Origin of the sequence: Corallococcus sp. AB018, from assembly GCF_003986945.1 — a bacterium.
In the GTDB taxonomy this organism is placed as follows: domain Bacteria; phylum Myxococcota; class Myxococcia; order Myxococcales; family Myxococcaceae; genus Corallococcus; species Corallococcus exiguus.
Genome location: NZ_RAWR01000046.1, coordinates 23934 through 48662 on the forward strand (window position 1 = coordinate 23934; position 24729 = coordinate 48662).

Sequence of the window (24729 nt, forward strand, 5' to 3'; positions counted from 1 at the left end):
CAGGAAAGCTTGTTTTGTGGCGTTTGCGGTTATTTCCGACGCGTCCCGTCACGATTGACGCCCAGCTGGTTTCGCGCCGCGTCGATGGTTTCGAGCAACGCGATGCTGCGTTCGAGCGGATGCAGCGGTGACTCGGTGCGGCCTTCGGCGATGTGCAGCGCGACCGCGGCCGCCTGCCAGGCGAGACCCTCGCTGCCGTGGATGCCGGACGGGTCGGTCCAGCGCAGCCGCTGGTCCGACCTGGCGGCCTTCAGCGTGAAGCCGCCGGGGGTGAAGAAGCGCGAGTCGATCTGGAGGCGCGCGTGCGTCCCCGCGATGACGGCCTCCTGGGGTGTCTCCGCGAAGAGGGTGGTGTGCAGCAGCGCCTGCGCGCCCGTGGGGTAGGTGAGGACGAGGGCCGCCTGTCCGTCCACGCCTGTCTGGGTGAGGGTGCCCGTGGCGTGGATGTGCGGCGGTGGGCCGAGCACGAGGTGCGCGAGCCAGATGGGATAGATGCCGATGTCCAGCAGTGCGCCACCGCCGAGCGCGGGGTTGAAGACGCGGCCTTCGGGGTCGAAGTCGAAGCAGCCTCCGAAGTCCGCCATGACGAGCCGGAGGTCGCCGAGCACGCCGTCGTGCAGCAGCCGTTCGATGAGCAGGGTTTGTGGGAGGAAGCGCGACCACAGGGCCTCCATGGCGAAGACGCCCGCGGCGCGAGCGGCCCGGGCGATGTCGCGGGCCTCGGAGGCGTCGAGCGCGAGTGGCTTCTCCACGAGGACGTGCTTGCCGGCGGCGATGGCGAGCAATGCCTGTCGCTTGTGTTCGCTGTGGGGAGACGCGACGTAGACGATGTCGACGTCGGGGTCGGCGACGAGCTGCTCGTAGGACTCGTGGACGCGAGGGACGCCGTACTGCGCGGCGAAGCGCCCGGCGCGCTCGGGGTCACGCGAGGCCACCGCGTGGACGCGCTGGTCGGTGTGCCGGTGCAGGGCCCAGACGAAGCCCCCGGCGATCCGCCCCGGCGCGAGCACGCCCCAGCGCAGCACGCGCCCTCCGCGCAAGGGGATGGGTTCGACGTGGGGGAGGGTGGAGGGGAAGGCGCTCACGGACCCAACTCTAGCCGCGGGACGCCGGAGGCGGATGGAGTAGGGTGCGCGTCCGATGTCGCTCCCGCTCGTGCATATCTACTGCGATGGCGCCTGTTCGCCGAACCCCGGCCTGGGAGGCTGGGGCGCCATCCTCATCGCCACTGAACGCCAGGGCTACCGCAAGGAGCTCCAGGGCTCGGAGGCGGACTCCACCAACAACCGGATGGAGTTGACCGCGGCGCTCGTCGCGCTGAAGGCCCTGAAGATGCCGTGCCGCGTCCAGGTGTTCACCGACTCGAAGTACGTGTGCAACGCCTTCGCGGAGAAGTGGCTGGACACGTGGCAGGGCAATGGCTGGCGCACGTCGGGCAAGAAGGCCGTGTCCAACGCGGACCTGTGGCGCGAGCTGCTGGAAGCCGTCCGCGTTCATCAGGTGACGTGGCACTGGGTGCGGGGCCACTCGGATGACGTGGAGAACAACCGCGCGGATGCGCTGGCCGTGGCGGCCCGGCTGGAGCTGGCGGCGCGGCTCGGACGGTAGGGGGCTACACGCGTCGGCGCAGGGGCTCCCGCGCGGAGAGCCACTTCGCGGGAATGGATGACCGCCCCGCGCTCAGGGCGACGATTCCCCCCGCCATGGCGCAGGTGGTGTCCCGGTCGCCGAAGCCCGCCACGGTGCACCAGAGGGCCTCCTCGAACGAGTCGAGGTGCCTTGCCGCGCACCACACAGCGAAGGGCACGGTGTCCTCGGCGAGCACCTTCTGGCCGCTGCCCAGCGTGCGCGCCGCCGAGGAGGGGCTGGTGTCCCGCGGCCACGCCCGCGCCTTCTCCAGTCCCTGGCGCGTGGCTCCGGCGGGCGTGCAGTCCAGCACCGTGTCGAAGAGCTCCATCGCGGAGCCGCGCGTCTGGGGCCACTGGCAGGCCCACGCGGCGGCGACCGCGATGGCGATGGCACCCGCCTGTCCCTCCGGATGCATGTGCGTCACCTCCGCGGACGCGCGCGCTTCCGCTACCACCCGGCTCATGTCTCCCGCGAAGTACGCCCCCAGGGGCGCCACGCGCATGGCCGCGCCGTTGCCCATGGAGCCCTGGCCCTCGAAGACCTCCGAGGAAACTTCACGCCACGGCAGCCCGAGCCCCAGCTTCCACAGGATGTCGTGCGCGGTCCCTCCATAGCCGCGGTTCTTGTCGCGGCGGTAGCGCTTCGCGAAGAGGAGTGCGAGCGCGTCCGGGTCGATGTGGCCGTGGTCCTCCAGCACCTGGACAACGGAAAGCGTCATCTCCGTGTCGTCGGTGTAGCCCCAGGGTGCTCGCGGAAGGAGCCGCTGCTCCACCCAGGGCTGCACGAGCTCGTGCGGGCCGAAGAACCGCTCGCCAAAGGCATCTCCCACGGACACGCCGTCCAGCGAGACGAGTGCACGGGTCATCCGTGCGGTGGTCTGTTCATTCCGGGCGTCGCTCATCGCAGTGCAGCAATGATAGTGCATTCGGCAGGGCGGCGCCTTCCACCGTGTTGTCGAAGATGCACCACACCCGGCGACCGGCCTGCTCGTGGCCGGCAATCTCCACGGCCAGTGCCTCCAGGTACGCCTGGGAATATTCGGAGTAATACATCTTCGGCGAGCCGTGCAGCCGGTAGTAGACGACCTCCGCGTCGGGGGGCTGGGGCGCGCTCACCGCGGGCGGATCCGCTCTCACGTAACGGATGCGTGCGTCGTCCAGCACCTGCCGGGCCTCATCCGTGAACCAGGTCCGGTGCCGGGGCTCGCACACGACGTCCACCGCGGTCCGCTCCCGCAGGGACTGGAAGAACGCGCGGGCGGTTTCACGCTCGTGCTGGAGGCTGGGAGGCAGCTGCACCAACAGGCATCCCAGTTTGGCTTCCAGGTGGCCCGCCTCGCCCAGGAAGCGCTCCAGCGGCTCGCGTGCGTCGCGCAGGCGCAGTTCATGGGTGATGACCTTGGGGACCTTCACCGCGAAGCGGAACGTCTCTGGAACGCTGTCGCGCCAGCGGGCGTAGGTGCCGGGCCGGTGCGGCCGGTAGAAGGAGGAGTTGATTTCCACCGCTGGCAGGACGCGCGCGTAGCGCTCCAGGTGGGTTCCCGTCGTGGGGAAGTGTTCACCCACCGCGCTCGACAGGCTCCAGCCGGCACAGCCGACCCGGCAGCGCTCGTGAGAGGGGTTCGAAGGTCCGTGTCGCACCAGGAGAAGCCAGGCACGGGCCGGCACGATGCTCACCCTCACCCGCGCCAGAAGCGGCGCACCTGGGCGTCCGTGCGTTCCTGTTCAGCGAAGCGGACGAGGAGCGGCTCGGACATGGTTTCCGGCACGCGCAGCTGGGCGAGCATCGCGCGGACCTCGAACTTGCGCGTGAGGCCGAGCAGGGCCTCGCGCTCGGGCTGGGTGAGGCCGGGGTGCCAGCAGTCCGCGATGAGCACCACGCGGCGCTCGGTGCCCCGGTTCCAGGTCTCGTGCTCGAAGGAGTCGTGGAAGGTGAGCACGCGGCCCGGCTGCCAGTGCCGCGATTCCGAGCCCACGCGGATGCCGCAGCCCTCCGGCACCTTGATCCCCAGGTGCAGACGCATCCGGAAGCCGTCCCACGAGCAGTGCGGCGTCAGCGTGGTGCCGGGCGCGTGCGACGAGAACAGCACGTCCGCCAGCGGGAAGTCGGTGCACTCGCCGTCCAGTGACCGCACCGCGGCCGCCGTCTCCTCCATGGCGAGCTGGGGCCAGAAGAGACGGTCGGTGCGCTCGCCGCCGAAGTAGATGGGGTGCACGGACCAGTGGCCCGTGCCGACGATGCCGGAGTCGTAGTGCAGCAGGTCTGCGTTCTCCAGCCGCTCCATGTCTCGCGTCACCGCGGCCAGGCATCCCTCCAGCGCCTTCGCGGCCGGGGGCGGCGGGTCGCGCCACGGGTGCTCATCCAGTCCTGGGAACGGCGGGAAGATGGTGGGGGACTGGTCAGGCCTGGCGGGAGGCGCGGGCACCTGGCCCATGAGCATGTGCAGGTAGTGCTTCAGCCGCTCCAGCTCCGGCCCCGCGCCGAGGACCGCGTCGACGTAGCCGCCCTGCCGGGCCAGGTCGACGATGCGCTGGCGCACCTGCGCGGTGATTTCCTGCGGCGACGTCTGCGCGACCATGGTGCGTTGCCTCCGACTGGGGAGACGCAAGCCATAGCCCGGCGGCGAATGCAGCGTCCAGCGCGGCGGCTCCTGCGACAATGTCTCGCTGGAGTGCATGGACATCTCCGGACCCACGCTCGTGGACTGAGTGACGGCGGACCCATTCCAACGCCCCCGCGCGAGCGGACAGACTGTGCTCCTTCAAGTCCGAAGGGGGAGCTGTCCTTGAGTCTTTCGTCTGTCCGCCGTGCGCTGTTGCCGTGGGTGTTGCTCGTGTCCGCCTGCAAGGGTGAGGGCACCGTGGGGCCTCAAGGGCCTCAAGGGCTCCAGGGGGAAACGGGGCCCGCGGGAGCGCAGGGGCCGCGCGGTGACGTCGGGCTCGCGGGAGCGCAAGGTCTTCAGGGTGAAACGGGGGCCACGGGAGCGCAGGGGCCTCGCGGCGACGTCGGGCCCGCGGGCGCGCCGGGCAGCTCCGGGACGGACAGGCTGCTGGCCGCGCGCGTGCGGATCATCCCCCTGGAGGCCACCGCGCTGGAGTCCGGCGCCGCGCTCCGGGCCGCCGTGGACGCGGTGCCTTCCGACGGTTCGCAGACGTGGGTGCTGAAGCTCGGCGCCGGCACCTATGACCTGGGGACAGCGGGCCTGGTGCTGAAGCAGGGCGTGTTCCTGGAGGGCAGCGGCGTGGGCGTGTCTCGCATCACGTCCTCCACTGCCGGGGATGGCTCGGTGGTGGGCGCCTCCGGCGCGGGGCTGCGCCTGCTCTCCGTGAGCAACACGGGCGGTGGGACGCGGTCGGTGGCGATCTTCAACAGGGATGACGGCTTCGCGGTGAGCGAAGTCCGGGCGGAGGCGCTCGCGGGCCAATCCCTCACCTTTGGCGTGTACTACCAGTCCGCCAATGGCATCACGTTGTCGCGCGTCGAATCCCAAGCGTCGTCGGACCGGGGCCGGGTGATGGGGTTCGCGTTCGACCAGGTGGGCATCACGCTGGAGGACTCCAAGGCCGTCGTCCAGGGCACCGCGAGCGCGGTGGAGTCTGTGATTGGCGTGGGCGTGGCCGGAAACTTCGGCGTCCTGCGCCGCGTGTTCATCAATGCCAGCGCGACGAACGGCGCCCGGAGCTTCGGCGTGGAGGCGGCGGCCCAGGACGTGGACATCGTGGACTCGGAGGTCTTCAGCGGAGGCGCCACGCTGTCCGCGGCCCTGCACGCGGAGACGCCCGGAGTGTCCGTGCGCTCCAGCCGCCTGAAGGGGAACGGCACGGGGGCCTTCGGCCTCTACGCGGACTTCCCGGCACCGACGCCCGGGGTCCGCATGGGCATCGACCAGTCCTCCATCGAAGGCTACGAAACGGCCGTGTACCTCAAGGCGGGGAGCACGGCGCGGCTGGGCCACGCGAAGCTCTACGGCAGGGTCTTCGTGGAGCAGGGCGCGAGCGCCTTGTGCCTGTTCACCTTCCAGACCGTGCAGCAGGACACCCTGCCCGTGGATTCCAACTGCCTGTGACGAGTCCCTGGAGGGGTGTATCCCGGCCCGCGAGGATGAAGAGACCGCCGTCCTCGCCGCGGAGTCCTGCTCGCGGCGAGGAGGCCGGCTGGCGACGGTCAGGCTGGCGTGGCCGCCGAAGGCACGGCGCAGCCGCTGTCGTCACAGACGGCGGAGGACTCCCGGGTCGCAGGCCGATGCACGCCGGACGCGGGCCCCCCCTGTACCTCGAGCAGCAAGGTCTGCAGCTCAGCGCCCAATTGCAGGTCGTCGTGCATCCCGAAGACCTGCCGGCGAAGACGTCCCTGCGCGTCGATGAGGACCGTCGTCGGCGTTCCCTGCATGGCGTACGCCCTCATGGTCCGTGGAATGAGGTCGCCGCCTTCGCCCGGTGCGTCCACGCCCACCGGGAACCTCACCCGGTACTCGTGGAGGAACGCCCGCAGGGACTCGAGCTTCATGGCTTCGTGGTGCTCGAAGACCGTGTGCAGCCCGACCACGACGAGCGGCGCGCCCGCGAAGAGTTCAGCGACGCGCTGGGCCTGGGGAATGCCCCGGGCGACGCAGCCCGGGCAGAGCATCTGGAAGGCGTGGAGGAGGATGACCTTGCCGCGGAGTCGCTCCAGGGTGAGCGGCTCTGGCGTATTGAGCCAGTCGGTGGTCCGCCAGGCCGGTGCGGGGCGCGGAGTCATCAGAAGTCCCCATCCTTGACGTAGGGATGGGCCCAGAGCGTCACCTGCAACAGGCAGGACTTCACCCACGCGGCATGCATCTTCTCGACGTCCTCCGAGGAGTGGCCTTGCTCGGCCAGGAAGGGGCGCAGGGTGAAGGTCACCGGGAAGATGAGCGCGAACAGGTTGCGGAAGGGCACGAGGTCCGTCGAAGGGGCTCCGTCGGTCTTGTTCTTCCGGGCCCGGTGATGGCGCAGGCCAATCTCGTGCTGGTAGTCGAGCCAGGCCTGGTCGTACCGGGCGCTCGACGTATCGAGGATCCACTGGGCGAAGCGCTTGCGGACGGAGGTGAGGTAGTCACCCAGGGGCTTGCCGTCTGTCTTTCCGCTGAACGAGGCGAGCAGGTGCGGCTGACTCCCGACAAACCCATACCAGACGTCGAGGATGGCCTCGGTCCGCCCCTTCACGATGTCATGCGACATGCGGAGGGCCTTCACGTCCTCTTCGCCGAACAGGACGCTGGCCTTCATCTGTTCGAAGTCGTTGAGGGATACCGGCGAGCGCGAAACGGACGCGGTGCCGTGGGTATAGCCGGGGATGTTGCTCATGGTGCCTTCTCCTTCAGGGAGCAGAGCTCCGCCGTTGCCGTCGGCCGGAGTGGCCGCGGAAAGCCGTGTTCATTCGTGTCCGAGACGCAGGGACGTCAGCCGCGACGCATGAACTGCGCCCAGACCTCGCGTCGCGCGGACTCCGCCGCGAGCTCGTGTTCCGGGCAGTCGAGGCGCAGTTGCTCACTCGACAGGGGCGCGTCCACGAAGGCGCAGTGGTGCGGAGACGCACCCGGGCGCACGTTCGGACGGAAGTGCGTGCAGGTCACGCACATGCCCGTGACCGGGACGAGCGCCTGCTCCTGAAGCATCCGGATCATCTTGACGATGCCGGCGAAGAAAGCGCGCTGTTCCTCAGGGGAGAGGTCCGCGACCGCGTCCGCCATGAACTCCGGCCAGGAACGCGCGCGGGCCCCGAGTGATGCGCCCGTGGCCGTGGGGGTCAGGAGGCTGGCGCGGGGGTGCCTCGGGTCCGCGGAGCGGGTGACAAGCGCCTTCTCGACGAGGACGCGGACGGAGTCGCTGATGGTGGGAAGCGTCACGCCGAGGCGCTCGCTCAACTCCTTGCCGGTGAGCGGGCCGTTCGCGACCAGCGTGGCGAGAATCTGTCCCTGCGTGGCGGACAGGCCCGCTCCATTCGCCTGCTGCCACGACTGCTGCTTCATCGCGAGCCCGATCTTGTGGAGCCCTGTCGCGATGCGCGCGGCGATGGGTTCGCTGTTCTCGTCGAAGTATCCCGGTCGCTTCCCAGTCATGCATTCGATGTAAGTTAGGACTCCTAAGTTGTCAAGGCGACCGGGCGGAGCGTTCGTGTCCTTCCCGTGGGCGTGTGGCAGAGTCCCCCCGCTTTGCATCCCTTCGCGTTCACCCGCCGGTTCCGGGCCTGGCACCTCGTGCTCGGAGCCTTGTTCATCTACACCGTGGTCTGCGTCTGGAGCGCCTTCCGGGGTGGGGTGTTCGCGTTCCACGACCTCGCGCTCCTGAACGACCTGTTCTCGAACGCGGTGCACCGGGGCCGGCCCTTCTGGGTGACGGACGGGGGCTTCAACCACCTCACGGTGCACTTCACTCCGACGCTGCTGTTGCTCACGCCGCTGTTCCTGCTCAGCGACTCGCAGTTCCTGTTCATCCTGTTGGGGCTGGTGGCGCTGTACGCGGCGGTCGCGCTCCAGGTCTGGTTCTTCGAGCGCATGGTCGAGGAAAAGGAGCTGCTTCCCGCCGCCTGGAGGCCGTGGGCCTCCGTCGCCTTCACGCTGTACCTGGCGCTCAATCCGTTCGTGAAGACGGTCGCGCTCTCCGCGCACTTCGAGGTGTTCTTCCAGCTGGGCTCCACGGCGGTGCTCGTGATGCTCCTGCGGGGGGCTCGGATGCGGTGGATCGTGCCCACGGCGCTGCTCGCGTTGGGCGTGCGTCCGGATGGAGGCCTGTTCCTCGCGTTCCAGTCAGCGGCCTTGCTGCTGCTGCCGGCGGTGGCGCGTCCTCCGCGAGCGCTGCTCACGCGCAGGGCGCTTGGGGTGTCCGCGTTGGCTTTTGGCTACCTCGCGCTTTGTGTCGCGGTGGTGTTGCCGGCGCTCGGGACGCCTTCGGGCACGCGGTTCTGGTCGCACTACGGCAGCACGTGGGGGCAGGTTGCCTTCACCGCGCTGGGCGACCCCGGCAGGGTGGTGCACGACGTGGCCACCAGTGGGCTGGTGGTCTTCCAGCGAAGCTTCTGGTGGCTCCAACTGCTCTCGCCCGCGGCAACGCTGGTCAGCACGATTCCGGGCACCTTCTTCTTCATGGCGGACGCGCCGGACAAGCGCCTCCTCTGGTTCTACAACTCCGCCTTCCTGCTACCCGGGCTGGGCGTGTGCGCGGCGGCTGGCTTCGGGTGGCTCGCGGAGGTGTGGAAGGGCGTGCTCGCGCGCGGGCGGGTCCCTGCCTGGACCGCGACGGTGCCGGCGCTGCTGCTCGCCGTGCTCGCGATTCTCCAGGTCGCGCGCTTCGACCGGACCATCGGGTCTCCGCCGCTGCGTCCCATGCCACCGGTGGATGGTGACTTCCGCCAGGCGTTCGCGCGTCAGGTCCAGACGTGTGCCTCACGGCGTGCGGTGGCCACGGACTTCCGCTCCATCGTCTTCGTGCCCAACGGCTACGACCGCTTCCTCCTGCACCACTATGAGCGGGCGCAGGTCGTGCTCGTGCCTCCGCGCGTGGACACGCTCCTCCTGGGCGCGGCCTCACGAGAGGCGTTGCTCGACACGCTCCAGGGGGATTCCCGGTTCGAGGAAGTGGCGGACCCGGGACCTGTCCGCGTCTTCGTCCGGAAGGATGCGCGCGGCTGCGGTTCGTAATGCGGTTCGTGGAAAGGTGATGACGGGGGCCATGACGCTTCGGACCGCGCTCGCCTTCAGTTCCTCCCGCCTCCGCAGCAGGCGCGGTGGACGGAGGGGGCACATCCGAGGTCCAATCACGGCCGTCATGACCCCAGACGAAGTGCAGAGAACCTTGGCGGACTCGGAGCTGGTGCCGTGCGCGGAGTTGTCACTCGCGGACGCCCGGAGAATGGTGGAGGGCTTCCTGGACGCGGACGTCCCCGCCCTCGTCCACCGTGAGGCGTGCGGCAAGGTCGGCTGCTCTCCGAAGTTCCAGGTGCTGGTGCGGCCCGAGGATGGGCCCCGGGTGGCCGCCCTGCTCCAGCAGGGATGGCTGGAGACGGTGCGCCGCGAGGGTCTGATGCCAGAGGGTGTGGCTCCCCGCCTGATGCCCTCCGCCTCGTCAGAAGCCACCGAGGAAGAGGGAGAGCCTCCCTGCCCGGCCTGCGGAACGGCCGCCCCTCTGGTGGCGGGCGCCTGCAGCGACTGCGGCCTCCAACTCGAGTAGGCGTCAGACGGCTCGGGCGTGTGCCGGGGGCGGGATTCGAACCCGCAACCTCCGCGTTTTGAGCGCGGCGCCTCTACCTGATTGGGCCAACCCGGCGTGAGCTGTCTTGGCTGTGAAGTCGGGATGACTGGATTCGAACCAGCGACCTTGCGCGCCCGAGGCGCACGCTCTTGACCAGACTGAGCTACATCCCGATGGGTTTGAGTCCTCGAGGGAGGACCCGGACATGACTGAGGCCGGGTCCCCCCTCGGGAGCCCGGCCTCTGTCCATGCCCGTCCCGGTGTTACCGGGTGGCGGCGTGGGTCAGGTGCCGGGCGGACAGCCGTGGAACGAGGCGATGGCCAGTTCCAAGCTGTCTGGAGTGGGCTCCATGTCGGTGGGGCGGTTGGGGTTCGGCTCGTCGCGCTTCGTCATGGGCATCACACTCCTTTCTCGGGGATGAGGGACGCGGCGGAAAATCAGTCCTGACAGAGCTGCTTCCGCCAGTTGCGCTTCTCGATGCACCGGACGTTGTCCACGTCCGCGAGCGTCTTCAGATACCGGCCCAGGTCGAGCAGCTCCGTGTCGTGCGCCTCGCCCTCGTATTCGCGGACGTAGATGGCGTTGCCGTGGTTGTGGATGCACTTGGCCGGCGTGTCATCGACAATCAGGACGCGCTCCAGTTGGTAGCCCCGCCGCTTCAACTTGCGCAGCTTCTTGACCCAGCCGTAGTGCGCATCCGGATCGAGAAACCCATCCCGCTGGACGCCGGCCCGGTCGAACCCATACGTGCAGCGGCTCCGCCCCCAGACGAAGTCCAGATCGAGCTCCGGCGGGACCATCCGCTTCACGAGCTCCGCCACGTACTTGTCAGCCCCCGCCGACCAGATGGCGAGCCGGAAGCGGGAGGCGCACTCCCGCAGGAAGGGCTCCAGGTGCGGACGCACGTGGACGAAGTAGCCCAGGGCCTGGAAGTCCGCCTCCCGGGCCAGGGGCTTCTCGCTTGCGTGGACCAGGGTCTCATCCAGGTCCAGGATCAACAGGATGCGGTCCGTGGGCGCCGTCACCGGTGGGTCTCCCTCCCGGTGATGACGCCGCACGGCTCCGGGAAATGACGACGCGGTGTCATTTCACGCCGCCTTGAGGGGTGGCTCAATACCCTGCCAGCCCCCTCTCATTCCGAAAACTCCAATTTCTATCATGCTCCTCAGAGATGGGTGGGGCTGTTCAGTTCCAGGTGGCCAATGACCCGGTCCAGTGCCCTGCGGGCGAATCGTGCTCATGCCAGGACGCCCCGTGTCCTGGAGAAGCGACTGCGTCCAACCTGAAGAGTTTCTGATTTGTCTAGAATTGACTGGGACCCAGGAGGTTCTGGTTTGAGGTGAATGATTGGAAGACAGTTTGTTCGGGTTGAGGTGAAGTTTTGGCTAAGCCAAGGCCCGCCGACGCCCAGTCGCAGCCCAAGGTCGTTTCAACCGGGAGTTGAATGCCAATGCTGAATGCCGCGAACAAGAAGGCGCCGATCTTCGGTCTTCAATACATCGAAGAAGAGGAGGCGACCCTGATGGATGTTGTTGGCTGCCAGGGTGTCGTGGGGATGGCGCAGGAAGCTGCCCCCAAGCTGGCTATCACCATTCGTTCTTGCGGTGATATTGACGCGGATGGGGAAGAGGAGCTCGAGCCCTAGCTCCACGGTTGTCCGGTGCCGTTCCTGCCTTTGGAACGGCGCCATTGACTCGGAAATCCCGCCTCAATGCGTACACCTGAAATCCGCCCGTGCGCCTCATGATCCTCATCCTCAGTCATTTCGCGCAAGACATTACTGTGGTTCGCCTCACGCGAGTCCTACAGGACCAAGGGCAAGAGTTTCTGGTCCTTGACCCAACGGCAATGGGGCGTGAGGTGTCGCTAGCTCTCGATGGGCAAGGTCCTTCTTGCATCCTGCGAGTGGGTGGACGCACCTTCGAGCTGTCCCAGCTGAAGTCCGCGTGGCTCTGGCGATCCTGGCAGCGGTTTCATGACGAGCCAGGACTCACGGAACTGGCGGCACGTCCTGCCGACTGGAAGTTCTTCCGCGCTGAATGGCGCTCCTTCCACAAGTCCCTGGTCCTCGCGCTCAAATACAGCAATACATTCTGCGTGAACCCTGCGCCAATGGGCGGAGCCGCCGAGGAGAAGTGCGGCCAGCTCCTGGTCGCGGCTCAATGCGGGCTGCGCATTCCTCGTTCGCTCTACACTGCGAAACTATCGCTGGCCAGGGAGTTCATTCATTCCCAGGGGGGAAAGGGGATCTACAAACCGTTCACCAGTTATGTCGATTTGAAAGACGTGCACGACCTCGCCTCCGCGCGCGTCGCACGCCTCTATACCAACCGCGTTCAGGAGGAGGACCTCGAGGAACGGGATGGGCTCATCCCCTCTCCGGGAATCTTCCAGCCCTACGTTGAAAAGTCCCTGGAACTCCGGATCGTGGTCGTTGGAGAAAAGGTGTTCGCGTGCGCCATTCACTCCCAACAGAACGAACGTGGACGCAGCGACTGGCGCCGTGCTGTGAATCAATCCGTCCAATATGAGCCCTACTCCCTGCCTGCTGAGATTGAAGAGAAGCTCCTTCTTTTGATGCGACGACTTCAGTTGGTCTTTGGGAGCGTCGACATGATTGTGACGCCTGAGGGGGAGTACGTTTTTCTGGAAGTGAATCCAGCAGGTCAGTTTGACTGGATCGCCCACTTTGGACGACTGCCCATCTACGAATGTCTTGCGGCGATGCTGGTTGCAGGCCGCACCAACTATACGGTTCCAGCTGCCCATGCTGCATAGGTGGAGAGTCTACAGGCGGCTTCCCTGGGTCCGCATCGCGGACGGACGGGACTGTGGTGCAGCGGCGTTTGCCTCCCTGGCTGCCTACCACGGGCATCATCTGTCGCTGGAGCAGGCACGCGTCCTGGTGGGAACTGACCGGGATGGCACCTCATTGGCGGGCTTGCGCGACGGTGGCCGTTCTATTGGTCTGGAGGCGCGCCCCGCGAGGGCTGACTACGAGAGCCTCCACCAGCTCGTGCTTCCCGCGATTCTTCACCTCAACGAGCGGGAGGGGCATTTCGTGGTCTTGCGCTCCTGGAGCTCCGCAGAGGTCGAAGTGCTCGACCCCAATCGGGGATTGCGGCGGATGACCCGCGCGCAGGTCGAATCCACTTGGAGTGGGTTCGTGGTCGAGTACCTGAAAACCGCTTCCTTCCAGCCACGAGCGCCAGACTTCAAGCCCTTTGCCGCAAGCCTGAATCTAATTCGTCCGTATCTCATCCCACTGGGACTTGGGCTCGGGCTGATGCTTCTGGGGACCGCGTTAGGCTGGCTGGCGTCCTTCTTCCTTCGGACGTTGCTCGATGATTTGCTACCGCGCAAGGAGCACGGGCAACTGGCTCTCTTCGGTGGCGCACTGGTCGCAGCCAGCGTGCTGCAGGGCGGCCTGCAGTTGCAGCGATTGTGGCTGTCGGCTGGCGTGGGAAGACGGATTCACGAAGCCTATGGTGCGCGCTATCTGAGCCACCTCTTGGAGCTTCCGCTGCAGGTGTTCGATACACGCTCGGTGTCCTCTCTGGTCATGCGCGTCGGCCAGGTGGAGAACATCCAGTTGTCGATGAGCGAGATGGCTTTGACCCTTCTCAATGATGTGCTCATGTTTTCGCTGGCGCTGGGGGTTATTTTCTTCCATGACCCGGGCTCGGCGTTGATCGCTCTCGCCGCGGTCCCGTTGGTTCTCTTGGGCGTAGGGTTGTTCAGCAACGTCGTGCATGAAGCTCAGCTGGATGCCATCAGTCGCAGTGATGAGCTTGCCAGCCAGCTTGTTGGCGTCTTCGAGGGTTTGAGAATCATTCGCGCTGCCTCCGCCGAGGGGCGCTTCCGGAAGTTGCTGATGGAACGGTTCTCGGAACTCGTGTCGGCACGATATCGGAGTCGACGGGCTCTGGTCTTGCCGTCGGTATGGGGATTCATGACGGGGTCCATGGTCGTGGGGACCGTCCTCTGGCATGGAGGCTCGCGCGTCTTGCAGGGCCACATGACTGCTGGCGAACTGCTGGTCATCTTCGGGTTGATGGTTTTCTATCTCAATCCCGTCCAGCGTTTCCCGTCAATGATGGCCAATCTTCGGGGGACGCTCATCTCTCTGCGCCGACTGGAGGAGATCCTGGCGCTGCGAATAGAGCGCGATAGGACCCGAACGCCCCCCGTGCCCCAGGTAGACGTCAATGGACGCGTTGTGTTCAAGGGCGTGACGTTCGGCTACAAGGCGCGTCGGCCCGTGCTCAAGAACGTGTCGTTCACGATCGAGCCAGGCGAAACCGTGGCGATTGTCGGAGAGACGGGTTCTGGCAAGAGTTCGCTGGTGAATCTGCTCGTCGGGCTCTATTTGCCCGAGCAAGGTGATGTCTTCATTGGTCAACACAGCACGCGTGACATCGACCCGCAGGAGTTGCGGCGTCACATGAGTGCCGTGTTTCAGGGCCCTCAGCTTTTCCAACAGTCCATCCGGGACAACCTCACCATGTTGGAGGAGGGGGTGTCGGATGAGCAGGTGGCCCGCGCCGCACGTCTGGCTAACGCATCAGGGTTCATCGAGGCTTTGCCTCAGGGCTACAGGACCCAGGTCTCCACCGGGGGGGACAACTTCTCCACGGGTCAAGCGCAGCGGCTGGGGCTTGCCAGGGCGCTGTTGAAGTCAGCTCCCATCCTTGTGCTCGACGAAGCAACGAGCAATCTCGACAGTGCCACGGAGTTGGCCATTCTCCAGGCGCTTGAGGAGGATCGGCAGGGGCGCACGACCATCGTCATCGCTCACCGCCTGAGCACGGTCATCCGAGCGGACCGTATTCTGGTCATCCATCAAGGAGAGTTGGTTGAGATGGGGACGCACGATGCGCTGATTCAGGCGCAAGGCAGGTATGCGCGACTGTTTGGCATCCAGACCCAGCCCGCCCCGGAACTCAGTCGTGCGGTGGGGAGTGGGTGATGAAGTGTTGATGTTATCTTGCCGAAAGGGTGCGTGATGAAAATGGCATTGACCTCGTTCTTCTCCCGAGTCCTGGTTCTGCTGACGGTGTTCACGATGAGCCCGGCATTCGCCGAGGAGACGAATGCCTCCGCGGCCGCGCCGATAGAGTCAGGAGATGAGACCTGTTCCGTCTGCGGACCTGCGCCCTGCTGCGTGATTCTCTGGACTGCGTGGTGTGGGTGCCCGTTCGGAGACAAGGGTGATCGTCTGGAGAGCCGTGTTGACGATGGCCTGAGTGAACGTGCAGAGGAAATGCTCTTGGCGTGTCGCCCTCAGGGCCGGGGCCAGACCTCTTCTGACTCCGTTGCGGACTGAAGCGAGTGGACGGACGTCAATCCGCCCCTCGTTGCTGTCCGTGAGGGTGTCACCAGTCCTGTCGGCATGGAGCCCTCGGCGTCACTGCACGCCGGGCGCTCGGAATACCTGGCCGTTGCGGCCTTCCAGCACGAGGCTGGCCTCGTCCGTGCTGCCCACGCGCAGCTCCACGCGGGCCTGGCCGCGACGGTCCACCAGGAGCAGGCCAGGCGAGCCCTCTTCATCCGCGCCCAGGATGGCGCGGGGGCGTCCCGTCACGTCCGCCAGCTCCAGTCGCGACGAGCCGTCCACCTGGAGCCCCACGGAGAACAGCTCCGCGCCCCCGGACTTGGACAGCGTCAGTCGCGGCGCCTCGTCGGAGAACACCATCAGCTCCGCCAGCGACTCGCCTTCCGCCGTGGAGAAGCGCAGCCGGGGCGAGTCGTCCTCGCCCACACCCAGCAGTGCCCGGGGACGGCCTTCGCTGTCGTTCAGCACCAGCGACGCGCCGCCGTGGCGGTTCGCTTCCAGGCTGGCCCGTGTGCGGCCCCTGGCGTCCTTGAGCACCAGCCGGGATGCGACCAGCTCTCCCGGATGCTCCTGCGTCGCTTCGTCACGCAGGGCCGCGCTTCCCAGTCCCACCCCGGCCAGCACGAAGGCCGCGAGGGTGAGGCCCTGCCATCGTCGGAGCCGGCCTTCCAGCCGCTCCATGCGCGCGTCCAGTGAGTCCATCCCGGCGTCGCCTCCTGTCCCACCCTGGTGGGACGGCAGGAGGCTAGCAGAGGCCGGCGGGCCTCCGCTCAGCGGGGCAGGAAGAGGAGCAGGAACGTGGGCAACGAGGCGACAAGAATGCCCGCGCAGAGTGTGAGCACCATCTGGAGGAAGAAGAGGTCCTCCAGCGTCTCCTCCAACACTCCCTCCAATCGATCGATGGCCAACATCTCCAGCTCCCGCACGGCGGAAGGCACGTCCGACGACGTCAGCACCGCGCGCAGGGCGATGAGCCCCAGCACCCGGCGGGACTGGTCCATGAGGAAGCCCTCCAGCCATCCGGCGCGGGAGGCCGCGGATTCGCGCTCCTCCTCGGGCTCCCGCATGCGCTCCGCCACCGACTCCTCAATGGCCCGGGTGAGTTCCGCGCGGCTGGGCGTGCTGGCCCCGCGCAACCGTCGGGCGACCTGCATCGTCGCGGGCTTGAGGATGGCGTACGCATAGCCCATCAGCCCTCGCGCCCGGACCTCGCTCGCGAGCCGTGAGCTGACCCCGTGGAGCATCCAGACGTAGCCCCCAGCCAGTGCCAGGGGCAGGGGTGTGAGCACGAAGCTCAGGTAGTTCAGCCAGGAGGGCGTTGGTGTCGCGCCCGTCCAACGCGGCGCGAGTACGAAGACGCCTGCCAGCACCAGGCCGAAGCACCCGAAGAGGAGGAAGCCCTTCAGCGCGCCCATCACACCGGAGCCCAGTAGCGCGGGCACCATCGAGAGGAGGCTCCGCAAGCCCGCGCGGGCCATGCCTCCCATGGACTCACGCGGAGGCACTTCGAGCGGCGCCGCGTCCCGTTGCTGCAATGCCGCGTGGCTCATGACGAGCGCTCCAGCTCGGCGGCAGCCCGCCGGTCCACCTGTTCCGCGGAGGGTGGCGATACCGGCTCGCTGGCTTTCAGCTCGCGCCGGCGCCGCCACCACATCAGGAGCGCGGCTGCTCCGAAGAGCACGCCCCCCACGGCCAGCCGGGGCAGCAGCCACGGAATGGGGCCGGACCGGGAGCTCTGGCGCTCCTTCCACCACGCGGTGCCGGTCCCAATCAGCGCGAGCACGCCCGGAATGGCGGTCATGCGCCACAGCGTCCCGCTGTCAGGGCCCGGCACGAGCGCCAGCAGCCCGAGGAACACCGTCGTGGTCCACAGCAGGATGCGGCCCAGCCGGAAGTTCGTCAGCCCCACCAGCACCGCCGCGACGGGCTTCGAGCCCTCACCACTCATGTTGCGTCCCCATGGGAGCGTCATCCTAGAGGGGGACGGACTCGCGCCCCAAGTCAGCCCCGGGCGCGTCCGGGCTCAAGGCTGGGGGCGCCACCACAGGCCCTTCAGTCCCGCCTGCTCACACGCCTGACGCGCCTCCTCGGTGTAGCAGTAGAAGGCCAGCTCGGGGACGAAGAACACGGGAGGGAAGCCTCCGGGTGGCGGGCGGAGCACGAGTGGCTCGGCGTCATCCTCGCCCAAAAGCTCCTCGTCCCACTGGTGGAAGGGCACGCCCTTCACGAGGGTGCGCTCCCGGTCGAGGCAGTCGGTCCGCTCCAGCAACTGGAGGATGACGAAGTCCTCGTTCTTCAGCGCAGGGTCCGTCACCGGATACCAGGTCCTCCTCCGGGGATATCCGCTGTACACGAGGTGCTTGATGCGTTCCGCGTAGATGACCGTGGGGATGAGGCGGTGGCGGAACGGGCCCACCTCTTCGAGCACTCGCACCATGCGCCGGGAGAGCAGCAACCACCCCATGGACGTGGTGCACAGGTGGTCGCGTCCGGCGATCCACTCCAGGTTGCCATAGTACTCGATGACCCCGGGTGCGCCCTGCTGGCTCTGATATCCGATGTCGGGATCGAAGAACGTCACGTCCTCGAAACCGTCGAACTCGATGAGATGAGCGTCGTAGATATCCGCATTCTCCTTGGCATGGGAGACATCCGTCGACAATGCATACATCATGTGGTGTGTGACTCCTCGCGGGAGGACAGTTCCAGCAACGCCAGCTTCTTCCCCGTGAGCACACTACCGCCGCGTTGCTCCTGGAACACCTTGATGGCCGGCTCCTTCAGGCTCCCGGATTCGATGGCCTGGCGCAGCTCGTTCTCGACCTTGAGGATCGCGTCCTCGATGACCTTGGGCGTCCAACTGGAGGGGGGGCCCTTTCTGGACAGACTCTTCCAGCCAAGTTCAAGCCGGGCACGCACGAAATCGCTGTAGCGCGGGTGGCTGCCCGAGTGGATGAGCTGGCCCTCCACGTTGATCCCGGAGTGCATGTCGAGGATGTTCGACCCCCGGTCAATCGTATAGCCCTTGAGCCGCTCCATGGCCGTGCGAATCAGCGGGTGGCTCTGGGCGACCACGTCGGGGATGAGGTGGTGCATGGGATGGCCGGCGGAGAGCCGGACCTCCGCCGCCGCCCGAGCCGCCGGGCCCTGGGTCTTCTCCACCCAGTCCAGGTAGTTCTTCCGGTAGCGGGTGAAGACACTCAGGCGGGGCGTGCCCTTGCCGACCTTGAGCACCACCAGCCCGTCCTCGGTCACCGTGAGCGCCCCGTACTCGTCGCCCAGTGCCTTTCCGTGCGGACGGCTCAGCCGATAGGGCTGGGAGCCCGTGTTCAACTTCTCCAGGCGGTAACCAGCGGCCTGAAGCTCCTTCTTGAACGCGTTGAACTCGGGCGTCCCTTCCTGCGCGATGCGGCGGCCGACGAAGTCCTTGAGCTTGTCCCAGTTGGGGAGCTTCTCCAGCAGCTTCTCCAACTCGGCGTCACTGAGCATGCGCTCGGTCAGGCTGGGCTCGGGGTCCGACTTTGATGTCCCGCCTTCCGTGACCGCCTTCGACAGCAACGGCGTGCCGGCTCCCCAGGGATTGAAGGGAAGCGGGATGGAGGGGGCGGCGGTGATGGATCCCGGCTGGAACACGGGGACGCCCGCGTAGGCACCACCGGGACCCGCCGCCGCCATCATGTAGATGCGGGGTGGGGTGATCTTCACGGACGTCATCAGCTTGAGCCCACGTCCCGCGTTGGTCTTCACGCCCATCAGCGCCAGCGCCGCCATCGCGATGCTCACCAGCATCCGGAGGAAGGACTTGCTCGCCTCCTTGAGCTTCTCCGGTGAGCCGTTGGCCTCCCAGGCCTGAGTGAGCCACAGCTGCGCGTGCTTCAGGGCCTCTCCTCCGGCCTCGATGAGTCCATGGGCTCCGAACGCCGCCAGGCCCAGCTGGATGAGCGCCGCCGCGAGCTGCCCTACTCCGGTGGGCGTCGCGGCCAGGAAGGTGGACAGCGCCTCCGCGGCGATGAAGCCCACCACCATCGCGGAGATCTCCAGCCAGTTGTCCAGGATGGCCTGGCCGTACTGCCCGGTGACCTCTCCGAAGTACTGGTCCGCCTGCCGCACGGAGGTGATGACGTCCTCCAGGTGCCGGGCGGCCTTGCGTGCCTTGGCCATCGCCTCGTGGGTGATGGAGCCGCTCGACACGATTCCCTGGATCTGGTTGGCGAATGCGATGCTCACCAGCCAGATGCGCTCACCCGCGACCAGCCGCACGTCACCGTCGATGCGCTGGACCCCCTTGCGGCCACTCTTCACGTTCACGTGATGAATGACATTCTCGTAGAAGCGCAGGTCCCGCCCCGGCTGGATGGCCTGCCGGTAGATGCGCGCGGCGATGGGCTCCAGGCGGTTCCCCGGGCGGACCTGATAGAGCGTCGCCGCGGGCTCCGGCAGCTGCGTCGTAATGCGCAAGGTCTGCACGTAGCCTTGCAGCAGGTATCCCCCCACCACGGTGGAGACGTAGGACCAGCCAGGCGCCTGGGCATGGTCCCGGATGACGCTCACCCGCGTGCCCGGAGGCAGCGGCGCTGGGGTCAGGCAGGTGGAGCCCTTCATCTCCGCGGGAAGCGTCCGGAGGTTGGCGCCATCACCCTGGTCGATGAATCCGAATTGAATCGTCATGTCCCCCCCGTCTCGGGACTGACAGGATTCAGCCACCCCGACCGGGAGTGAAGGACCGGCCGGGTGGGAATGACAAAGACTTACAGCCGCTACGCGGCGGCCGCCTGCTGGATGCGCGCCTCGGTCTCCGTAGAACTGACAATCCAAGGCCAGAAGCGCTGCGGCTCTCCGAAGTTGTCGAAGAACGTGTCGGCCAGGGGGGACATCGCCGAGGCGGCCCCCAGGTAGCGCAGCACGTGCGGCGGTGGCGGCTGGAGCAGCAGGTTGGTGAACGCGGTGATGAACTGGCCCTCCGTCCGCCAGAAGTGCTCGAAGGTCTGCTCCATCCAGTCCGGGGTGAAGGGCTGGTCGCCGTGCTCGAGGATGGCCTGCGTCATCGCGTGCGCCTGCTTCGACGCGCTGTTGAGCCCCTGGCCCGCGATGGGGTCGTTGAGCATGACGACATCCCCCATCCCCATCACCGTGCGTCCCGAGGGCAGCCGCCCCACCGGCTTGCGCACCGTGGGCGTGAACGCGCCGGTGAGCCAGGAGGACTCGTCCACGATGCTGGCGCCCTCCAGCCGCTCCGCCACCCACGGTGAGAAGTCCCGCAGCACCTGCTTCATCCGCTCCATCGCCTCCCTCGCGGTGCTCACGCCGCCGAAGCGGTCCAATCCCTGGCCGGGGATGGCCTCCAGTAGGATGCCGTTCAGCGGGCCCCGGATGCGGTCGAAGTACGGCATGGCGAAGTACTCGCCGTGGCCCGCCGTCAGGATGAACTTGAGCGCGGGGTAGGGCGTCTCGTGCAGCGGCTTCATGCCGGTGACAATCATTGCCACCAGGTTCCGTTGCGGCTGCGTGTGGACGCTGCGCTCGGCGTCCCGCTCGAACAGCCGCGTGAAGCTGTTGCGGCCCGTCGTCACCACCACCAGGTCATGCCCGGGCGCGAGCGCCTCCAGCGCTTCCACGTCCACGTCCCGCACCACCACGGTGCCTCCGCGCCGCTCGAACTCCGCGAGCCAGCGGGAGTACTTCGCCCGCAGGTCCAGGGACTTGCCTGGATTCAGGATGCGCCCCTGGACCCGGAGCGCCCGCTGACCCGGCGCCGCGCAGACGTCCATGTCCCCTCCCCGGGCGGACTCCCCCGGGCCCGTCCAGAAATCGAGCCCCAGCTCCTGCTCGTACCGGTGGGCGCGGCCGAAGAGGTAGGTGGTCGCGGCGAGCCGGGCGTTGAAGATCTGCTCGGGCGTGCGGTCCGAGTAGACGGTGACCGCGTAGCCCTGCTCCAACAGGCCGAAGCCGAGCTGCAGCCCCGCCTGGCCCGCTCCGATGATGCCGATGTTCCTCATGGTCCCCCCTGGGTGGTGTCCGGGCGTCACGCCCTGCCAGGACACTACGAAACGAGGGCCCCTTCCTGGCAACGCACGGCGGTACGAGGCCGCCCGGAAACCGACGCCCCGAAGCCCCCTTCCATGTCAGACCCCGCGAGTACTGTTCTTCCTGTCGCAGCGAGAAACGAACGAGGGGGAGCACGTCATGGCGAGTTCTGTGATTGATAACCGCGTCGAGGTCGTCTTCAGCTTTGACACCACGGGCAGCATGTATCCGTGTCTCGCGCAGGTGCGGAAGAAGCTGGGGGCCGCCGTGGCCCGGCTGACGAAGGAGATCCCTGGCATCCGCATCGGCATCATCGCGCACGGCGATTACTGTGACGCGAAGTCCACCTACGTGACCAAGGCGTTGGACCTCACGGACGACGCCAAGGCCATCACCCGCTTCGTGGAGAAGGTGGGCCAGACGGGCGGCGGTGACGCGCCGGAGTGCTACGAATTGGTGCTGCACGAGGCCCGGAGCCTGTCCTGGACGGAGGGCTACACGAAGGCGTTCGTGCTCATTGGGGACGACGTGCCGCACCCGCCCCAGCACAACCCCAAGAAGCTGGACTGGCGCAAGGAGGTGGCCGCGCTGGGGGAGCAGGGCGTGCCTGTGTATGGCGTCCAGGCGCTGAACCGCCGTCACGCGACGTCGTTCTACAAGGAGCTGGCGGAGAAGTCGGGCGGCTTCCACCTGAGCCTGGATCAGTTCTCACACATCACCGACATGCTGCTGGCCGTCTGCTACAAGCAGTCCTCGGACTCGCAACTCCAGGCATACGAAGCGGAGGTGTCCCGCGAGGGCCGCATGAACCGCGGCCTGAACGCGATGTTCAACACGATGCTCAAGCGGACCGCGTCCACGCTCTTCGGTGAGACGGACCTGCGCGCGGTGCCTCCGGGCCGCTTCCAGGTGCTGGAGGTGGAAGGGGACAGCGCCATCAAGGAGTTCGTGACGGAGAACGGCCTGGGCTTCAAGACGGGGCGTGGCTTCTACGAGTTCACCAAGACGGAGACCATCCAGGGCCGCAAGGAGGTGGTGCTGATGGACCGCAAGTCCGGCGACCTCTACAGCGGCGAGCGCGCGCGGGAGATGCTCGGCCTGCCGCCAGGAGAGACGGTGCGCATCCGGCCCGCGAGCCTGGAGAAGTACGTCGTCTTCGTCCAGAGCACGTCCGCCAACCGCAAGCTCAAGGGCGGCACGAAGTTCCTCTACGAAGTGGAGGACTGGGACGGCGCTCGCGCCGCGGCCTGAGCCGGGGGATGGCTTGACGGCCTGTTGGAATGACTGACAAACATGGCGGGCGTCCGGAATGGTCCGGTCCCCTTGCCTCGGAGTCCGCCATGTTGCTCGACCCTTCAACCACCGCCGTGTTGTTGATTGAGTACCAGAACGAGTTCGCCACCGAAGGCGGGGTCCTGCACCCGGCCGTGAAGGGCGTGATGGCCGAAACGAAGATGCTGGAGAACACCCTGGCGGTGGTGAATGCCGCCCGGGCGAAGGGAGTGACGGTGATGCACGCGCCCATCACCTTCGCGGAAGGCTACGGCGAGCTGACCCGGCACCCCTACGGCATCCTGAAGGGCGTGGTGGACGGGAAGGCGTTCGTGAAGGGCAGCTGGGGCGCGCAGATCATCGACGCGCTGGCGCCGCAGAAGGGCGACATCGTGGTGGAAGGCAAGCGTGGCCTGGACACCTTCGCCAGCACCAACCTGGACTTCATCCTGCGCAGCAAGGGCATCAAGACGGTGGTGATTGGCGGCTTCCTCACCAACTGCTGTGTCGAGTCGACCATGCGCACCGCGTACGAGCACGGCTTCGACGTCATCACCCTCACGGACTGCGCCGCCGCCACCTCGGCGGAGGAGCACCGCAACGCGCTCAAGTATGACTTCCCCATGTTCTCGCGCCCCATGCCGTCGTCGGAAGTGATTGGCATGCTGGGGGCGTAGGGCCGGAGGAGAGCGGCGCGAACCCCCTTGCGGCCGTGCGTGCGACGCCACTAGAAGCACGCCGTTGCCTGACCCGAGGGGGTTTTCGCGTGTATCGAAAGAATGTTCTCAGCGCCGTGTTCGCGCTGGGGTTGTTGACGGCGATGGGGGCCCAGGCCGAGGTGCTGTATGCCCAGGCCAACTTCCTTTTGAACAAGAACCAGCTCTCCGCGGTGAACTACCGCGGCAAGGGCGCGGCCATCCCCGTGGGGGCGAAGGTCGCGGTCCTCGAGCGGGACAGCGACGAGGTCCGCTGCAAGGTCATCGAGTCCGGCGCCGAGTTCCGGTTCGTGACGCACCGGAGCCTGGGCAAGCCCATCAACGTGCTGTTCGCCGGCTTCTTCGCCGAGCAGGACCCGGCCCCGCGCATCGCCGCGCTGACGCCCGAGGAGCAGAAGCAGGTCCGCGCCGGTGAGCTGGCCCGGGGCATGTCGCGCGAGGCCGTGCTGCTGACGGCCGGTCCGCCGCCGCCGCACCGCACGCCTTCGCTCCAGAGCACCCGCTGGACGTACTGGAACTCGAAGTTCTCCACGTTCGAGGTCGAGTTCGGCCCGGATGGCAAGGTCGTGCGGGTGGGCGACGAGCCCGCGGCCGCCCCGGCCCCCGCGCCCGTGGTGGAGAAGACCTACTACCACGCGACCGCGAACTTCCATTTCGAGGACGGCACCGTGTCCTGGGTGAACTACCTCAAGGGCCCCATCATCCCGTTCAACGCGAAGGTGGAGGTGCTGGACAAGGGTTCGTCCTCCGTGAAGTTCAAGGTCGTGGAGACCGGCGCGGAGCTCGAGTTCACCAACGACTCGCGCTCGGGTTCGGAGACCTGGAAGCTGTTCCAGGCTTCGTTCGCGCCGGACGACCAGGCCGCGAAGCTGGAGGCGCTGTCGGTGGATGACCGCAAGAAGGTCTCCGCGTCGGAAGTGGAGCCCGGCATGAGCCGCGAGGCCGTGCGCATGGCGTGGGGCCCTCCGCCCGCGCATGAGACGCCGTCGTTCCAATCCAGCACCTGGACCTACTGGAAGTCGAAGACGTCCAAGGTGCGGGTGAAGTTCGGCAAGGACGACAAGGTCGCCGCCATCGAGTAGCGCGGCGGCTGGACGTCCGTGACGACACGAAAAAGGGGTGACGGCTCATCGCCGTCACCCCTTTTTTCATCACCGCGTCAGTGCGGCGGACTACTCCATCGTCGGGACCTGGCTCATGCCGGCCGTCGGGTCCTGCTGCGGCCCCTGGGCCAGGGACAGCACGCTGGTCGCGACGTCGCTCACCGCACCGACCGCGCCGCCCACCGCGCCCACGGCGCCACCCACCGCGCCCGCGGCGCCACCCACCGCGCCCGCGACGCCCTGCACGCCCTCAGCGACACCCTGCACGCCCTGCGTGATGCCCTGCACCAGCTGCGCGATGCTGCTCAGCACGGTGGCGGCGTGGCCTGCGGGCTCGGCTGCGGACGGACGGCGGCAACGGTCGAGGTCGTCATGTTCGGCTCCAGGAAGGTGTGGCGGGTGGAACGGGGCGACGCCTGTCGCCATCCGTTGCCAGGCACCG

At 67.2% G+C, this 24729-nt stretch carries 25 protein-coding genes and 2 tRNA genes; 10 read left to right on the forward strand and 17 right to left on the reverse strand.

Going from position 1 to position 24729, the window contains the following annotated elements; all coding sequences use genetic code 11:
• Window positions 1-29: 29 nt before the first annotated feature.
• Window positions 30-1085: a Gfo/Idh/MocA family protein gene (locus tag D7Y11_RS12335; protein ID WP_233607267.1), complete on the reverse strand. Its 1056-nt coding sequence runs from the start codon at window positions 1083-1085 to the stop codon at window positions 30-32.
• A gap of 55 nt (window positions 1086-1140) precedes the next feature.
• Here D7Y11_RS12335 and rnhA point away from each other — a divergent pair, with 55 nt between their 5' ends.
• Complete coding sequence (gene rnhA / locus D7Y11_RS12340) at window positions 1141-1608, forward strand: ribonuclease HI (protein ID WP_126933786.1); 468 nt, start codon at window positions 1141-1143, stop codon at window positions 1606-1608.
• 4 nt (window positions 1609-1612) lie between these two features.
• On the opposite strand, the gene D7Y11_RS12345 is transcribed toward rnhA, so the two are convergent.
• The 3 genes from D7Y11_RS12345 to D7Y11_RS12355 all read right to left on the reverse strand — a co-directional run bounded on the left by D7Y11_RS12345 (window position 1613) and on the right by D7Y11_RS12355 (window position 4207).
• The gene (locus D7Y11_RS12345) at window positions 1613-2494 is read right to left on the reverse strand and encodes an ADP-ribosylglycohydrolase family protein (RefSeq protein ID WP_199753721.1); all 882 of its coding nucleotides are present in this window, start codon (window positions 2492-2494) and stop codon (window positions 1613-1615) included.
• Between the two features lie 16 nt (window positions 2495-2510).
• Window positions 2511-3194 (reverse strand): DUF72 domain-containing protein, encoded by a 684-nt coding sequence (locus D7Y11_RS12350; protein ID WP_199753722.1) that lies wholly within the window; start codon window positions 3192-3194, stop codon window positions 2511-2513.
• A 113-nt stretch (window positions 3195-3307) separates the two neighbouring features.
• Window positions 3308-4207 carry an aspartyl/asparaginyl beta-hydroxylase domain-containing protein gene (locus tag D7Y11_RS12355; protein ID WP_120577210.1) on the reverse strand — a complete coding sequence of 300 codons (900 nt, stop codon included), beginning with the start codon at window positions 4205-4207 and terminating at the stop codon, window positions 3308-3310.
• A gap of 207 nt (window positions 4208-4414) precedes the next feature.
• On the opposite strand from D7Y11_RS12355, the gene D7Y11_RS45165 reads away from it, so the two are divergent.
• Window positions 4415-5695, forward strand: a complete 1281-nt coding sequence (locus D7Y11_RS45165) for a collagen-like protein (protein ID WP_233607268.1) — start codon at window positions 4415-4417, stop codon at window positions 5693-5695.
• A gap of 98 nt (window positions 5696-5793) precedes the next feature.
• Here the strand turns inward: D7Y11_RS45165 and D7Y11_RS12370 are convergent, their stop codons facing one another.
• The 3 genes from D7Y11_RS12370 to D7Y11_RS12380 form a co-directional block, all read right to left on the reverse strand.
• On the reverse strand, window positions 5794-6366 hold the full coding sequence (locus D7Y11_RS12370; RefSeq protein ID WP_120577209.1) for a redoxin domain-containing protein: 573 nt from the start codon (window positions 6364-6366) through the stop codon (window positions 5794-5796).
• On the reverse strand, window positions 6366-6953 hold the full coding sequence (locus tag D7Y11_RS12375; RefSeq protein ID WP_120577208.1) for a protoglobin domain-containing protein: 588 nt from the start codon (window positions 6951-6953) through the stop codon (window positions 6366-6368). The genes D7Y11_RS12370 and D7Y11_RS12375 overlap by 1 nt, the downstream gene beginning before the upstream one ends.
• Before the next feature lie 95 nt (window positions 6954-7048).
• The gene (locus D7Y11_RS12380) at window positions 7049-7708 is read right to left on the reverse strand and encodes a MarR family winged helix-turn-helix transcriptional regulator (protein WP_120577207.1); all 660 of its coding nucleotides are present in this window, start codon (window positions 7706-7708) and stop codon (window positions 7049-7051) included.
• Window positions 7709-7801: 93 nt separating this feature from the next.
• Here D7Y11_RS12380 and D7Y11_RS12385 point away from each other — a divergent pair, with 93 nt between their 5' ends.
• Both D7Y11_RS12385 and D7Y11_RS12390 read left to right on the forward strand, forming a co-directional pair.
• Window positions 7802-9286, forward strand: a complete 1485-nt coding sequence (locus D7Y11_RS12385; RefSeq protein WP_126933789.1) for a hypothetical protein — start codon at window positions 7802-7804, stop codon at window positions 9284-9286.
• 127 nt (window positions 9287-9413) lie between these two features.
• Window positions 9414-9815, forward strand: a complete 402-nt coding sequence (locus D7Y11_RS12390; RefSeq protein ID WP_120577222.1) for a hypothetical protein — start codon at window positions 9414-9416, stop codon at window positions 9813-9815.
• 21 nt (window positions 9816-9836) lie between these two features.
• Here D7Y11_RS12390 and D7Y11_RS12395 read toward each other — a convergent pair.
• The 3 genes from D7Y11_RS12395 to D7Y11_RS12405 all read right to left on the reverse strand — a co-directional run bounded on the left by D7Y11_RS12395 (window position 9837) and on the right by D7Y11_RS12405 (window position 10862).
• A tRNA-Leu gene (locus D7Y11_RS12395) sits at window positions 9837-9911 on the reverse strand.
• Between the two features lie 22 nt (window positions 9912-9933).
• Window positions 9934-10009, reverse strand: a tRNA-Pro gene (locus tag D7Y11_RS12400).
• A gap of 265 nt (window positions 10010-10274) precedes the next feature.
• Complete coding sequence (locus D7Y11_RS12405; protein WP_126933790.1) at window positions 10275-10862, reverse strand: NIF family HAD-type phosphatase; 588 nt, start codon at window positions 10860-10862, stop codon at window positions 10275-10277.
• 419 nt (window positions 10863-11281) lie between these two features.
• On the opposite strand from D7Y11_RS12405, the gene D7Y11_RS12410 reads away from it, so the two are divergent.
• The 3 genes from D7Y11_RS12410 to D7Y11_RS12420 all read left to right on the forward strand — a co-directional run bounded on the left by D7Y11_RS12410 (window position 11282) and on the right by D7Y11_RS12420 (window position 14806).
• Window positions 11282-11482 carry a herpeto-tandem family RiPP gene (locus tag D7Y11_RS12410; RefSeq protein WP_120577204.1) on the forward strand — a complete coding sequence of 67 codons (201 nt, stop codon included), beginning with the start codon at window positions 11282-11284 and terminating at the stop codon, window positions 11480-11482.
• Between the two features lie 98 nt (window positions 11483-11580).
• On the forward strand, window positions 11581-12615 hold the full coding sequence (locus tag D7Y11_RS12415) for a hypothetical protein (RefSeq protein WP_233607270.1): 1035 nt from the start codon (window positions 11581-11583) through the stop codon (window positions 12613-12615).
• Window positions 12605-14806: a peptidase domain-containing ABC transporter gene (locus tag D7Y11_RS12420; RefSeq protein WP_120577202.1), complete on the forward strand. Its 2202-nt coding sequence runs from the start codon at window positions 12605-12607 to the stop codon at window positions 14804-14806. The genes D7Y11_RS12415 and D7Y11_RS12420 overlap by 11 nt, the downstream gene beginning before the upstream one ends.
• A 438-nt stretch (window positions 14807-15244) precedes the next feature.
• Here the strand turns inward: D7Y11_RS12420 and D7Y11_RS12425 are convergent, their stop codons facing one another.
• The 6 genes from D7Y11_RS12425 to D7Y11_RS12460 all read right to left on the reverse strand — a co-directional run bounded on the left by D7Y11_RS12425 (window position 15245) and on the right by D7Y11_RS12460 (window position 21168).
• The gene (locus tag D7Y11_RS12425) at window positions 15245-15874 is read right to left on the reverse strand and encodes a hypothetical protein (protein WP_120577201.1); all 630 of its coding nucleotides are present in this window, start codon (window positions 15872-15874) and stop codon (window positions 15245-15247) included.
• A 68-nt stretch (window positions 15875-15942) separates the two neighbouring features.
• Entirely contained in the window at window positions 15943-16722 is a 780-nt protein-coding gene (locus tag D7Y11_RS12430) for a hypothetical protein (protein WP_126933792.1), read from the reverse strand.
• The gene (locus D7Y11_RS12435) at window positions 16719-17120 is read right to left on the reverse strand and encodes a hypothetical protein (RefSeq protein ID WP_126933793.1); all 402 of its coding nucleotides are present in this window, start codon (window positions 17118-17120) and stop codon (window positions 16719-16721) included. Before D7Y11_RS12435 ends, D7Y11_RS12430 begins: the two co-directional genes overlap by 4 nt.
• Before the next feature lie 75 nt (window positions 17121-17195).
• Complete coding sequence (locus tag D7Y11_RS43805; protein ID WP_169832220.1) at window positions 17196-17846, reverse strand: hypothetical protein; 651 nt, start codon at window positions 17844-17846, stop codon at window positions 17196-17198.
• Entirely contained in the window at window positions 17843-19840 is a 1998-nt protein-coding gene (locus D7Y11_RS43810) for an AHH domain-containing protein (protein WP_199753723.1), read from the reverse strand. Before D7Y11_RS43810 ends, D7Y11_RS43805 begins: the two co-directional genes overlap by 4 nt.
• An 89-nt stretch (window positions 19841-19929) precedes the next feature.
• Window positions 19930-21168 (reverse strand): styrene monooxygenase/indole monooxygenase family protein, encoded by a 1239-nt coding sequence (locus D7Y11_RS12460; RefSeq protein ID WP_126933794.1) that lies wholly within the window; start codon window positions 21166-21168, stop codon window positions 19930-19932.
• Between the two features lie 187 nt (window positions 21169-21355).
• Here D7Y11_RS12460 and D7Y11_RS12465 point away from each other — a divergent pair, with 187 nt between their 5' ends.
• The 3 genes from D7Y11_RS12465 to D7Y11_RS12475 all read left to right on the forward strand — a co-directional run bounded on the left by D7Y11_RS12465 (window position 21356) and on the right by D7Y11_RS12475 (window position 24266).
• Entirely contained in the window at window positions 21356-22447 is a 1092-nt protein-coding gene (locus D7Y11_RS12465; protein WP_120581239.1) for a vWA domain-containing protein, read from the forward strand.
• A gap of 89 nt (window positions 22448-22536) precedes the next feature.
• On the forward strand, window positions 22537-23145 hold the full coding sequence (locus D7Y11_RS12470) for an isochorismatase family cysteine hydrolase (protein ID WP_120581240.1): 609 nt from the start codon (window positions 22537-22539) through the stop codon (window positions 23143-23145).
• A gap of 89 nt (window positions 23146-23234) precedes the next feature.
• A complete protein-coding gene (locus tag D7Y11_RS12475) occupies window positions 23235-24266 on the forward strand; it encodes a hypothetical protein (RefSeq protein ID WP_120581241.1) in 1032 nt (343 codons plus the stop codon).
• Between the two features lie 90 nt (window positions 24267-24356).
• Here the strand turns inward: D7Y11_RS12475 and D7Y11_RS12480 are convergent.
• Window positions 24357-24729 (reverse strand): hypothetical protein (locus tag D7Y11_RS12480; protein ID WP_233607269.1); only part of this gene is annotated, 373 nt, incomplete at its 5' end.